The 12,491-nt window shown below is 58.9% G+C and carries 10 protein-coding genes and 1 pseudogene; 9 read left to right on the forward strand and 2 right to left on the reverse strand.

What is annotated here, in order from left to right; all coding sequences use genetic code 11:
• Nucleotides 1-30: 30 nt before the first annotated feature.
• Nucleotides 31-1,092 carry a PLP-dependent cysteine synthase family protein gene (locus EKH49_RS15660; protein WP_073706163.1) on the forward strand — a complete coding sequence of 354 codons (1,062 nt, stop codon included), beginning with the start codon at nucleotides 31-33 and terminating at the stop codon, nucleotides 1,090-1,092.
• Here the strand turns inward: EKH49_RS15660 and EKH49_RS15665 are convergent.
• Nucleotides 1,089-1,445 carry a cupin domain-containing protein gene (locus EKH49_RS15665; protein ID WP_038991241.1) on the reverse strand — a complete coding sequence of 119 codons (357 nt, stop codon included), beginning with the start codon at nucleotides 1,443-1,445 and terminating at the stop codon, nucleotides 1,089-1,091. The two genes, EKH49_RS15660 and EKH49_RS15665, sit on opposite strands and share 4 nt — an antisense overlap.
• Before the next feature lie 119 nt (nucleotides 1,446-1,564).
• Here EKH49_RS15665 and EKH49_RS15670 point away from each other — a divergent pair, with 119 nt between their 5' ends.
• The 7 genes from EKH49_RS15670 (at nucleotide 1,565) to nrdF (ending at nucleotide 9,626) form a co-directional block, all read left to right on the forward strand.
• Nucleotides 1,565-2,326 (forward strand): YggS family pyridoxal phosphate-dependent enzyme, encoded by a 762-nt coding sequence (locus EKH49_RS15670; protein WP_128471590.1) that lies wholly within the window; start codon nucleotides 1,565-1,567, stop codon nucleotides 2,324-2,326.
• Nucleotides 2,327-2,486: 160 nt separating this feature from the next.
• Nucleotides 2,487-4,211: a ubiquinone-dependent pyruvate dehydrogenase gene (gene poxB / locus EKH49_RS15675; RefSeq protein ID WP_128471591.1), complete on the forward strand. Its 1,725-nt coding sequence runs from the start codon at nucleotides 2,487-2,489 to the stop codon at nucleotides 4,209-4,211.
• A 74-nt stretch (nucleotides 4,212-4,285) separates the two neighbouring features.
• Nucleotides 4,286-5,023 carry a YggS family pyridoxal phosphate-dependent enzyme gene (locus EKH49_RS15680; RefSeq protein ID WP_128471592.1) on the forward strand — a complete coding sequence of 246 codons (738 nt, stop codon included), beginning with the start codon at nucleotides 4,286-4,288 and terminating at the stop codon, nucleotides 5,021-5,023.
• Between the two features lie 513 nt (nucleotides 5,024-5,536).
• Entirely contained in the window at nucleotides 5,537-5,767 is a 231-nt protein-coding gene (gene nrdH / locus EKH49_RS15685) for a glutaredoxin-like protein NrdH (RefSeq protein ID WP_013349130.1), read from the forward strand.
• 42 nt (nucleotides 5,768-5,809) lie between these two features.
• Nucleotides 5,810-6,295, forward strand: a complete 486-nt coding sequence (gene nrdI / locus EKH49_RS15690; protein ID WP_128471593.1) for a class Ib ribonucleoside-diphosphate reductase assembly flavoprotein NrdI — start codon at nucleotides 5,810-5,812, stop codon at nucleotides 6,293-6,295.
• Entirely contained in the window at nucleotides 6,292-8,430 is a 2,139-nt protein-coding gene (gene nrdE / locus EKH49_RS15695; protein WP_128471594.1) for a class 1b ribonucleoside-diphosphate reductase subunit alpha, read from the forward strand. Before nrdI ends, nrdE begins: the two co-directional genes overlap by 4 nt.
• A gap of 221 nt (nucleotides 8,431-8,651) precedes the next feature.
• Complete coding sequence (gene nrdF, locus EKH49_RS15700) at nucleotides 8,652-9,626, forward strand: class 1b ribonucleoside-diphosphate reductase subunit beta (protein WP_128471595.1); 975 nt, start codon at nucleotides 8,652-8,654, stop codon at nucleotides 9,624-9,626.
• A 77-nt stretch (nucleotides 9,627-9,703) separates the two neighbouring features.
• On the opposite strand, the pseudogene EKH49_RS16750 reads toward nrdF, so the two are convergent.
• Nucleotides 9,704-10,970, reverse strand: a pseudogene (locus tag EKH49_RS16750) (IS3 family transposase).
• A gap of 227 nt (nucleotides 10,971-11,197) precedes the next feature.
• Between EKH49_RS16750 and EKH49_RS15710 the strand changes: the two are divergent.
• Nucleotides 11,198-12,469, forward strand: a complete 1,272-nt coding sequence (locus tag EKH49_RS15710; protein WP_128471596.1) for an MFS transporter — start codon at nucleotides 11,198-11,200, stop codon at nucleotides 12,467-12,469.
• Nucleotides 12,470-12,491 lie beyond the last annotated feature (22 nt).

A 12,491-nucleotide genomic window follows, 5' to 3' on the forward strand; every position in this document is an offset into this window, starting at 1 on the left:
AAAACGGTTCGCCACGGCTAGAGTGGAAGCATGACTGAGCCTTGGGTACGACGTGCCATTTCCCTGCTCGACGCTGACGCGAACCGCAGCGCCGACACCCACCTGCATCGCTTCGAGCTCCCCGGCCACTGGGGGATCGAGCTCTACCTGAAGGACGAGTCGGTGCACCCCACCGGCTCGCTCAAGCACCGGCTGGCCCGCTCGCTGATCCTCTACGGGCTGGTCAACGGAAAGATCGCCGAAGGCACCACGCTGGTGGAAGCCTCCAGCGGGTCCACCGCGGTCTCCGAAGCCTACTTCGCGCGGATGCTGGGGCTGGAGTTCATTGCGGTGGTGCCCAGGTCCACCAGCGCGGAGAAGATCGAGCTCATCGAGTTCTACGGCGGCCGCTGCCACCTGGTGGACGCGGCCGGAGAAGTCGACGCGGCGGCCCGCGAGCTGGCCGCCGGCACCGGCGGCTACTACCTGGACCAGTTCACCTATGCCGAGCGGGCCACCGACTGGCGCGGGAACAACAACATTGCCGAGTCGGTGTACGCGCAGATGGCTGCCGAAGCGCATCCGATTCCCAGCTGGATCGTCGTCGGCGCCGGGACCGGCGGCACCAGCGCCACGTTCGGGCGCTATGCGCGCTACAAGCGGCATGAGACCCGGATCTGCGTGGGCGACCCGGAAGGCTCGTCGTTCTATGAGGGCTGGCGCACCGGGGACCTGGGCTACGCCACGGGCCGCGGATCGCGCATCGAGGGGATCGGCCGGCCCAGCGTGGAGCCGAGCTTCGTCCCCGGGGTGATCGACCGCATGGTGCAGGTGCCCGACGCCGCCTCGCTGGCCGCCATGCACTTCCTGCGCGCCAAGACCCGCTATTTCGCCGGCGGTTCCACCGGAACCAACCTCTATGCGGCCTTTACGATCATCGCGCAGATGCTGCAGCGCGGCGAGCAGGGCTCGGTGGTGACGCTGATCTGCGACTCCGGCGAGCGCTACGCGAAGACCTACTACAACCCCGACTGGGTGGCCGGGCAGGGCCTGGACCTGGCGCCCTATCAAGCGCAGCTCGAGCGCTTCCTCGAAACGGGAGCCTGGGACTAGCTGCGCAGGCTGGGCATCAGCCCGGCCTTGTGCTTGCGCTGGTGCACCGAGAAGTAGCCCAAGCCGGCGTCGCCTGCCACGAACTGCCGCTGGGAGCGGGCGGGCAGGTAGATGATGTCGCCGATGGCCAGCTCGATGGATCCGCTGGCGGTGCGCAGCACCCCGGAACCTGCAAAGACGTGCAGCAGCACGTCGAGCTCCGGGCCCTGGTGCTGCCCGATCTCCTCGCCCGGGGCCAGGGAGATGACGTTGGCGTCCAGGTCGCGCTGCTCGGGTTCCAGCTTCCAGATCGCTCCGTTAGATTTTCCGGCGGCCAGTTCGGTGGTGTTGGCCATGCGGCGCGGTTCGGGCATTGTCTCTCCTTGAAGTGCTGTGCTGCTGCTTCCAGCCTAGCCAATCCCGCAGGGCGCCGGAGCGGCGGCAGGTGCGGACGCAGGCGATTGGTGCCTAGGATGAGAGCCAAGGAGGGAAGATGACTGAAAGTCCAGCAGCGCGGCATGCGAGCACCCAAGCGGATTTCGCAGCGAACCTGGCTTCCATCCGCGCGCGGATTGCCGCGGCGGAGGCCAAGGCCGGTCGGGCGGCGGGCAGCGTGCGGCTGCTGCCGGTTACCAAGACGGTCCCGGCTGAACGGCTGCGCCTGGCGATCGCGGCCGGGGTTCACTGGCTGGGGGAGAACAAGGTGCAGGAAGCGTGGGAGAAATCCCAGGCGCTGGCGGACCTGCCGCAGCTGAAGTACTCGGTGATCGGGCACCTGCAAACCAACAAGGCCAAGTACGTGGCCCGGTTCGCCGACGAGTTCCAGGCCCTGGATAATCTGCGCCAGGCACAGGCGTTGGAGCGCCGGCTGGAGATCGAGGACCGCACCCTTGAAGTGTTCATCCAGGTGAACACGTCGTCAGAAGAATCCAAGTTCGGGCTGGAACCTGGCCAGGCTCCGGAATTCCTCAGGCAGTTGCAGGGCTTCGAGCGGCTGCAGGTTAAGGGATTGATGACCTTGGCGGTGTTCTCGCCACAGCAGGAACTGGTCCGCGCCTGCTTCCGGAAGCTGGTTGCCGTGCGCGAAGAGCTTCGCCAATTGAACCTGGGCAGCGTGGAAGAGCTGTCCATGGGGATGAGCGGGGACTTCGAGCTGGCCATTGCCGATGGAGCCACGGTGGTGCGCGTGGGCCAGGGCCTATTCGGTGCACGGGCCTTGCCTGATTCGCACTATTGGCCAGGGTTCGCCGGCTAGTTTCCGGCGGCGTGGGAGGCCGGTCTGCGCTTGTTCGTCCTGTCACAGGCCGGTGTGCTGGGAAGAACTTGAAGTTGCGGCGTATGCCCATGACAGCAGCCGGTCGACGCAGTAGGGTGAAGAGCAGACCCACTGGAACATTGTGTGCAGGAGGAATGTTTTGCCTACCGTAGCCGACCACCTGATTGAACAGCTCGATACCCAGGGAGTGCGCCGCATCTACGGCATCCCGGGCGATTCCCTGAACGGCTTGACCGATTCCCTGCGGGAGAACGGGCGGATCGAATGGGTCCACCACCGCCATGAGGAAGCCGCCGCCTTCGCGGCAGCGGCGGAGGCGGAAATCACCGGCGAGCTGACCGTCTGCGTCGGCTCGTGCGGACCGGGCAACCTGCACTTGATCAACGGGCTGTACGACGCGAACCGCTCGCGCGTCCCGGTACTGGCGATCGCCGCGCACATCCCTACCGGGGAGATCGGCTCCAACTATTTCCAGGAGACGCACCCGGTCGAAGTCTTCCGCGAATGCTCGGTCTATGCCGAACAGGTTTCCGATCCCAAGCAGATGCCCCGGATGCTGCGCATTGCGATGCGCGAGGCCATCGAGAAGCGCGGTGTGGCGGTGCTGGTGATTTCCGGCGATGTGGCGCTGGCGGAGATGGAACGCACGCCAACGCAGAAGATCATCAAGACCAATCCGCGGGTGCTGCCCAATGAAGAGGAGCTCGAGCGCGCCGCCGAGGTCCTCGAAGCCTCGCGCAAGGTCACCATTCTCGCCGGTGCGGGCGTGGCCGGAGCGCATGAGGAGGTCATCGAGCTGGCTGGCAAGCTCGGTGCGCCGATCGTGCATGCCATGCGCGGCAAGGAGCATATCGAATACGACAACCCGTACGATGTGGGCATGACCGGCCTGCTGGGCTTCGCTTCGGGCGCCAAGGCGATCGCCGAATGCGATGTGCTGCTGATGCTGGGCACCGATTTCCCCTACCAGCAGTTCTACCCGCAGGATGCGACCATCATCCAGGTGGATATCCGCGGCGAGCAGATCGGCAAGCGCACCCGGGTGGACATCCCGCTGGTCGGCACGGTGAAGGACACGGCCGCGGCACTGGCCGCCGTGCTTCCGGTGCAGACCCACCGCAAGCACCTGGAGGCCGCGGTGGAGCACTACCGCAAGACCCGTACGAAGCTCGACGAGCTGGCTACGCCCTCCAAGGCCGGCGCCGCAATCCACCCGCAGTATTTGGCCCGGCTGATCGACCAGCACGCAGATGAAGATGCGATCTTCACCGCCGACGTGGGTTCCCCGGTGATCTGGGCGGCCCGCTACCTCTCGATGACCGGCAAGCGCCGGGTGCTGGGCTCCTTCAACCACGGTTCCATGGCCAACGCGCTGTGCCACGCCCTGGGCGCCCAGGCAATTGACCGGCAGCGCCAGGTGATCGCCTTCGCCGGGGATGGCGGATTGGCCATGATGCTCGGCGAGCTGCTCACTGCCACGCAGAACAAGCTGCCGGTCAAGATCGTCGTGTTCAACAACTCCTCGCTGAATTTCGTGGAACTGGAGATGAAGGCCGCCGGGTTCGTCACCTACGCCACCGATCTGCACAATCCGGACTTCGGGGCCGTGGCCACCGCCTCCGGGCTCAAGGGCTACCGGGTGGATGATTCGGCGCGGCTCGAAGCCACGGTGGAAGAATTCCTGGCTCATGACGGGCCTGCGCTGCTGGATGTGTCGACCGACCGCCAGGAGATGTCGATGCCTCCGGCAATCAAGCTGGAACAGGCCAAGGGCTTTGCCTTGTACGCCTTGAGGACCGTGCTCTCCGGGCGCGGCGATGAGCTGCTGGATCTGGCGAAAACCAACTGGCGCCAACTGTTCTAGCGGATTTGTGCCTATGCTTGTTGCTGGTGCCCTTGGCACCAGCAACACGTTTGTGACATCAGAAAGTTGGCGCTTTGGCTTCGCAACCTGCCGCTCTGCATGCGGCCACCATCGAGGATTTCACCCGCAACCTGGCAACTGTCAACCAGAAGATCGCCGCTGCGGCAACGGCTGCGGGCCGAGACGCCGGCTCGGTCCGGCTGCTGCCGGTGACCAAGACCATCGATACCGACCGCTTGGCCTTGGCCATTGCCGCCGGTGTGGACACGCTGGGGGAGAACAAGGTCCAAGAGGCCCAGGGCAAGTACGAGCATTTCTGCGAGGAGTTCCCGCACCTGCGCTATGCGATCATCGGTCCGCTGCAGACGAACAAGGCGAAGTTCGTGGCGAAGTTCGCTGATGAATTCCATGCGCTGGACTCGCTGAAACTCGCCGAGACCTTGCAACGCCGCTTGGACCTCGAAGATCGGACGCTGGAGGTCTTCATCCAGGTCAATACCTCGGGGGAGGAAAGCAAATCCGGAATCCAGGCTGGCGAGGCAGCCGGGTTGCTTGCCGGTTTGGCGCCGCTGGACCGATTGAAGCCGGTGGGCCTGATGACCATGGCGGCGAATACCACCGATGAAGCATCCATCCGCGGCAGCTTCTCGCTGCTGCGCGAGACCCGTGACCAATTGCAGCAGGATGCTCCTGACGGCTTCCAGCACCTGTCCATGGGCATGAGCGGCGACTACGAGCTGGCCATCGCCGAAGGGGCCACCGTTGTGCGCGTGGGCCAGGGAATCTTCGGTGCCCGCACCTACCAGGCTTAAAGGGCGTCTGCGTCGCTGCTGAGCGTCGTTACCAGGGGCAGCTGATATTGCTCAGCTGTCCCTAGATTCGCGTTCTCCACAATCGGTTCTGCGCTGCCCAAACTGTCCGTGGCGGGGCGGACACTACATGTAGTGGTGCACGTTGTGCACCCGGAACTAGATAGGGGACGCGGAACACGCCGACGAACATCTCACAGAAGAATTTTTAACCCACAATGGAGTTCTGCCAACCTGTGGACAAAGGACTCGAGTCCGCGAGAAATCGCGGTTTAAACGGGGGGTAATATCCACAGATCCTGTGGACGTCTTCGTGGATGAATGACATACTTGTAATACATCATGTTGTGGCCGCTTGACCGGCCAAACACAAGATGTAGTATTGAAACCGTTGGTGTGGCTCGCACCAGAAGCACCTCGAAACAGTGCTTTCGAGGCATCCGAGAGGATGGCTAGGAACTTTCCGAAATTCCGGGAACCTAGCCGAAAATAGACTTTCCAAAGGGGATCAGGGACATGGCCATCACGGTTTACACGAAGCCTTCCTGCGTTCAGTGCAACGCTACTTACCGCGCGCTGGATAAGAAGGGTGTCGAGTACAACAAGGTAGACATCTCTCAGGATGCGGCAGCCTTGGAGCACGTTCGTGGTTTGGGCTACATGCAGGCACCTGTCGTAATCACCGATGACGATCACTGGTCGGGCTTCCGCCCAGACAAGATCGAACTGCTGGCACCAGCCAACTAATTCAGAACTCCATCCGCTAACTTGTAGTGGAGGCGAAAAATAATGGCACCTACAGCACTTGCCGACAGGCAAAATGCTGAGGCCCAGGAACCGCTGGAATTCACCGATTCGAACCTGATCTACTTCTCATCGGTTTCGGAGAATACCAAGCGTTTCGTGGAGAAACTCGAGATGGATGCTGCGCGGATTCCGGTCTATGCGACCGAACCGCAGCTCATCTCGACAGCCCCATATGTGCTGCTCATACCCACTTATGGCGGTGAGGGTGGCAAACGTTCGATCATGCCGCAGATCATGAAGTTCCTGCGGCATGAAGTGAACCGGGCGAATCTTCGCGGCGTGATCGGTGCGGGGAATACAAACTTCGGCGAGTACTACTGCATTGCGGCCAAACGCATTGCCGAGAAATGCAACGTACCCGTGCTTTATACATTCGAAATTATGGGAACCTCAGAAGACGTTCTCAACGTCAAAGAAGGGCTTGAAACCTTTTGGACACCAGCGTCGCAGAACCGGCAGCAACGATGAAGAGCTCTAAGGAGCTTCCAGCCCAGTTCCAGGGCTTGAGCTACAACGACCTGAACGCCATGCTGAACCTCTATGGTCCAGATGGAAAGATCCAGTTCGAGGTAGACCGCTACGCCGCACGCCAGTACTTCCTGGATCATGTGAACAACAACACCGTGTTCTTCCATGACCTGGACGAGAAGCTTGAATACCTGGTCAAGCACGAGTACTACGAGCGCGAAACCCTCGACCAGTACTCGATGAACTTCATCCGGGATCTGTTCAAGCATGCCTTCGGCAAGAAGTTCCGTTTCGAAACCTTCTTGGGCGCCTTCAAGTTCTACACTTCGTACACTCTGAAGACCTTTGACGGCAAGCGCTACCTGGAGCGCTATGAAGACCGCGTCTGCATGGTTGCCCTGCACCTGGCACGTGGCGACGAGAAGCTTGCATTGCACCTGGTCGACGAGATCATCGAAGGCCGCTTCCAGCCTGCCACCCCAACCTTCCTGAATGCCGGCAAGGCGCAGCGTGGCGAACTCGTCTCATGCTTCCTGCTGCGCATCGAAGACAACATGGAGTCGATCGCCCGCGCAGTGAACTCCTCGCTGCAGCTGTCCAAGCGCGGCGGCGGTGTTGCCCTGTCGCTGACCAACCTGCGTGAGCATGGCGCCCCGATCAAGCAGATCGAGAACCAGTCTTCCGGTGTCATTCCGGTTATGAAGCTTCTTGAAGATTCCTTCTCCTACGCGAACCAGCTCGGCGCGCGCCAGGGTGCCGGTGCCGTTTACCTGAACGCGCACCACCCGGATATCTACCGTTTCTTGGATACCAAGCGCGAAAATGCTGATGAGAAGATCCGTATCAAGACTCTGTCCCTGGGTGTTGTCATTCCGGATGTCACCTTCGAACTGGCGCGCAAGAACGAAGACATGTACCTGTTCAGCCCGTACGACGTCGAGCGCGTCTACGGCAAGCCGTTCAGCGAAATCTCCGTCACGGAGAAGTACTACGACATGGTCGACGATGCGCGCATCAAGAAGACCAAGATCAACGCCCGCGAGTTCTTCCAGACTCTGGCCGAGATCCAGTTCGAGTCCGGTTACCCGTACATCATGTTCGAAGACACCGTGAACAAGGCAAACCCAATTGCCGGCCGCATCACCATGTCCAACCTGTGCTCGGAAATCCTCCAGGTTTCTTCCGCTTCGGAATTCTCTGATGACTTGAGCTACAAGACCGTCGGCAAGGACATCTCCTGCAACCTGGGTTCGATGAACATCGCCAAGGCCATGGACGGCAAGGATCTGGCTACCTCGGTTGAGATCGCCATCCGTGCGCTGAGCGCTGTTTCGGACATGTCGGACATCGCTTCGGTTCCTTCGATTGCCGATGGCAACCGCAAGTCCCACGCCATCGGCCTGGGCCAGATGAACCTGCATGGCTTCCTTGCTCGCGAGCACATCTACTATGGCTCCGAAGAAGGCATCGACTTCACGAACATCTACTTCTACACGATCCTGTTCCACGCGCTGACTGCTTCGAACAAGATCGCGATGGAGCGCGGCGAAACCTTCGACAACTTCGAGAACTCGAAGTACGCCTCCGGTGAGTTCTTCGACAAGTACACCGAGCAGGAATGGGCTCCAGCTACCGAGCGCGTCCGTGAATTGTTCGATGGCATGCACATTCCTACCCAGGAAGACTGGAAGTCGCTGAAGGCTTCGGTCATGGAGCACGGCATCTACAACCAGAACCTCCAGGCAGTTCCTCCTACCGGTTCGATCTCGTACATCAACAACTCGACTTCCTCGATCCACCCGGTCGCAGCGAAGATCGAGATCCGCAAGGAAGGTAAGATCGGTCGCGTTTACTACCCGGCTCCTTACATGAACAACGAGAACATCGACTTCTACGAAGACGCTTACGAAATCGGCTACGAGAAGATCATTGACACCTACGCTGCTGCAACCCAGCACGTTGACCAGGGCTTGTCGCTGACCTTGTTCTTCAAGGACACCGTCACTACTCGTGACATCAACAAGGCCCAGATCTACGCATGGCGCAAGGGCATCAAGAGCCTGTACTACATCCGCCTGCGCCAGCTCGCGCTGGAAGGCACCGAGGTTGAAGGCTGCGTTTCCTGCGCACTGTAACCCGGAACCTCAGGCTACGGCCAACGCTATAGCCTATTGAGCAAGTAGCTGCCAATTCTCCAAAAGAATTGGCAGCTACTCGTGTTTAAATGCCTAGTCAAAGGGGATTAGTCTGCGAGAATCACAGAGGCAGAGGTTATGCTTTACGGCGTAAAAGCGGTAGGATTTAAGTCAGTCTTACTGTACATTTTTTGCATATTTCTGCTGATCGATGAGGGGCAATGACCGAGAAGATTCAGCTCGCCAACAAGGTTGAAGCAATCAACTGGAACCGTATCCAGGACGATAAAGACGTGGAGGTCTGGAACCGACTCGTCAATAACTTCTGGCTTCCGGAGAAGGTGCCGCTGTCCAACGACATCCAGTCGTGGGCCACCCTTACCGAAGACGAAAAGCTGCTGACCATGCGTGTCTTCACCGGCCTGACCTTGCTCGATACCCTGCAGGGTACCGTAGGTGCTGTCTCGCTGATCCCGGACGCACTCACCCCGCATGAAGAAGCCGTGTACACCAACATTGCCTTCATGGAATCGGTGCACGCCAAGAGCTACTCGTCGATCTTCTCGACCCTTGCCTCGACCAAAGAAATCGATGAGGCATTCCGCTGGTCCACCGAGAACGTGAACCTGCAGAAGAAGGCCCAGATCATTGAGGGCTACTACCACGGCGAGGATCCGCTCAAGCGCAAGATCGCTTCGACCCTGCTCGAATCGTTCCTGTTCTACTCGGGCTTCTACCTGCCGATGCACTGGTCTTCGCACGCCAAGCTGACCAACACCGCAGACTTGATTCGCCTGATCATCCGTGACGAAGCTGTCCACGGCTACTACATCGGCTACAAGTTCCAGAAGGGCCTGGAAGGCGCCAGCGAAGAGCGCAAGCAGGAGCTGAAGGACTACACCTTCGAGCTGATGTACGAACTGTACGAAAATGAAGTTCAGTACACCCATGATCTCTACGATCCGGTAGGACTGTCCGAGGACGTCAAGAAGTTCTTGCACTACAACGCCAACAAGGCCCTGATGAACCTCGGCTACGAGGCCATGTTCCCATCCACCGTGACCGACGTATCCCCAGCGATCTTGGCTGCGTTGAGCCCGAACGCCGATGAGAACCATGACTTCTTCTCCGGTTCCGGTTCCTCCTACGTCATCGGCAAGGCAGTAAACACTGAAGACGAAGACTGGGACTTCTAGTCCCTGGCTTTCCCGACACCGGCCCCACCATTTTGAACTGGGTCCCAAAAGTTGGACGAGCTAAATAATAGTCCTGCTTAGGCTGCAAGGGTATGGCATCGATATTCCATCGGTGTCATACCCTTCAGTCGTTCCTGACGCCGACTGACGTTGTACCAATCGATGTACGTCTCAATCTCCACCTTGAGATCCTCGAAATCTGCGAAGTGCTCTCCATGGAACATCTCCGACTTGAGATGACCGAAGAAATTCTCCATGACCGAGTTGTCGAAGCAGTTCCCTTTACGAGACATGGACTGCACCGCACCATGCTCCTGCAGCAAAGCCTTCCACGACCAATGCTGATACTGGAATCCTTGATCCGTATGGACCAGCAGCTTCTTCCCAAAATCTTTCGAACCTAAGGCTTGAGCCAAGCTCTGATTAGTGAACGCCGTAGTTGGTGACGAAGCGATCGTGTAGCTCAAGATGCTGTGGTCAAACAGATCCATGATGGGAGACAAATACAGTTTCTCCTGGTCAACCCTGAACTCGGTCACGTCACTGACGTAAACAGTGTCCGGTGTATCAACGTCAAAGTGCCGGGCTAACAGGTTTTCAGCGATCTTGCTCTGCTCGCCCTGGTACGAGTTGTAGCGTCGTTTAGGGCGCGCTTTGGACTGAAAATTTAGGATTCGCATGAGCTTACGGACCAGCTTCATGCCGATGGCCCATCCTTGAGCGCGCAGGTCCATGTGGACTCTTCGGTACCCGTAGCGTCGTTTGCTGTTCTCAAACGACGTGGTGATGGCTGCTTTGAGGTCCGCATACGGATCTGTCTGATCCATCAACTTCAGATGGTAGTAATAGGTTGACCTGGCCAAGCCAGCTACGGCCAGCAAGTCTGCGAGGTCGTGTTCTGACTTGAGGGTGACAATCACCTGGGTTTTCAGCGATGCCCCTGATCCCTCAAGTCTCGGAGTTTTTCCAGGTAAGCGACCTTGGCTAGCAGTCGTTTATTTTCTTGGCGGAGCTTGTCTTCTTCGCTCAAAGGCGATTTAGGTACGGAGCCTTTTGGGCGTCCTTTAGGTTTGGGCATCAGTGCGTCGTCGCCGCCTTTTCGCCATAACCGCACCCAATCGGCAACCAACACGTCGGAACTGACGTTGAACTTTGCGGCAAGTTCCATGGCAGTTTCACCTGCAAGGAACCGGTCAACGATTTCCTTCTTGGTCTCGAAGGAATACTGCTTTTTTGCTGGTTTCTCCATGAGGCATAGCCTGCCATGTAACCGCCACTGATTGTAGAGGCGCTTGCTCGCGTATACACCGACTTTAAACACTGATGCCACAGACCTATATCCATAGCCTTGCTCGAAGAGTTCCACGAGTTGCTCGCGTTGGTACTCGGATAGTGTGCTTAATGCGTGCATGAAAATGCTCCCCTAAAGTTGTTGACTTTTACAGTCCAACTTTCGGGGAGCAGTTCATTTTGGTGGGGCCTTTGTCATGAGCAATGCAATACTCAACGCACAGCGACAATTGGTAGATACTTGGACAGTACGAGCAGTTACCAATGCCTGGGGAGTCAATGTGCAGATCGAATCCACTTCGGATGAACAAAGTTCATTGGACGACCAGCAAATTCAACGGATTCGACGCAAGTCCATTTCTGTCCTTGCTGCAGGACAGATTCTTGGAGGCCTGGGCGGTGGCGCAACCCTGACTTTGGGGTCGTTGCTGATTGTGGATGTCTCCGGGTTCGATGAACTGGCCGGGATGGCAGCAACCATGAATACCTTGGGTGCTGCCGTCATGGCGCTTCCGCTGGCGATGCTCGCTCAGAAATTCGGCCGGCGCGTTTCGCTATCAACAGGCGCATTGCTGGCAGCCAGCGGTGTCACCATCATCATTGCCTCAGCATTCCTTGAATATTGGCCACTACTGCTGCTCGGAATGCTGGTTCTAGGCACCGGCTCGGCAATGAACCTCCAGTCACGATTCGCTGCCACGGACTTGTCCAGCAAATCCACTCGCGGCCGCGATCTCTCCGTCGTCGTATGGTCGACAACGATCGGTGCCGTTATCGGCCCCAACCTGTTCGAACCTGGAGAAGAGCTCGCCAGATTTATCAGCCTTCCGCCGTTTACCGGCGGTTTTCTCATTGCCATGTGTGCGCAACTCATCGGTGTGCTGGTTTACTGGTTGGGCTTACGCCCGGATCCTTTGCAGGTCGCGCAGCGTCGGGCGGCGGCCCATGCACAAAGCGCTCAGCTTCGCCGCCGAGGCTGGAGCATCCTGAAAAGCACTCCTGCAGCCCGGCGTGCGGTGCTCACCGTGGCTTTAACGCATCTCTACATGGTGTCCATGATGTCAATGACTCCAATCCACATGCAGCATCAAGGGGCCAGCCTGACGCTCATCGGCATTACCATTTCTGTTCATGTTGCCGGGATGTACGCGTTGTCGCCACTATTCGGCTGGCTCACGGACAAGGCCGGCCCGCGGACGATCGTCTTTGCAGGACAAGCATTGCTGATCACGGCAAGTATCCTCGTGTGGAGCGATGCAGGCAGCCACACCGTGACCACGCTTGCTTTGCTGAGCCTGGGACTCGGTTGGTCTGCGGCTACCGTTGCCGGTGCAACGATGATTACCGGGGCGGTCGGAATCTCGGAGCGTCCGCAGCTGCAAGGGACTTCGGATCTCTGCATGAATCTTGCTGGTGTACTTGGCGGTCTCAGCGCTGGTCCGATTCTGGGCGCCGTCGGGTTCCAGGGGCTGGCCGTGGTCCTGTTGATTTTTGCGATGGTCATGATCGCTGTGAATCTGAAGCCGAACCGCTCCGATGTTGTCCACGATTAGCGGGTAGTGCCAAGCTGGAAGC

It is taken from the genome of Glutamicibacter sp. HZAU (genome assembly GCF_004100365.1).
GTDB lineage: Bacteria > Actinomycetota > Actinomycetes > Actinomycetales > Micrococcaceae > Glutamicibacter > Glutamicibacter nicotianae.

Coding starts and splice junctions, on each gene's coding strand:
- EKH49_RS15660 (WP_073706163.1), top strand. CDS start 31: ATGACTGAGCCTTGGGTACGACGTGCCATTTCCCTGCTCGACGCTGAC.
- EKH49_RS15665 (WP_038991241.1), bottom strand. CDS start 1,445: ATGCCCGAACCGCGCCGCATGGCCAACACCACCGAACTGGCCGCCGGA.
- EKH49_RS15670 (WP_128471590.1), top strand. CDS start 1,565: ATGACTGAAAGTCCAGCAGCGCGGCATGCGAGCACCCAAGCGGATTTC.
- nrdH (WP_013349130.1), top strand. CDS start 5,537: ATGGCCATCACGGTTTACACGAAGCCTTCCTGCGTTCAGTGCAACGCT.
- nrdI (WP_128471593.1), top strand. CDS start 5,810: ATGGCACCTACAGCACTTGCCGACAGGCAAAATGCTGAGGCCCAGGAA.
- nrdE (WP_128471594.1), top strand. CDS start 6,292: ATGAAGAGCTCTAAGGAGCTTCCAGCCCAGTTCCAGGGCTTGAGCTAC.
- nrdF (WP_128471595.1), top strand. CDS start 8,652: ATGACCGAGAAGATTCAGCTCGCCAACAAGGTTGAAGCAATCAACTGG.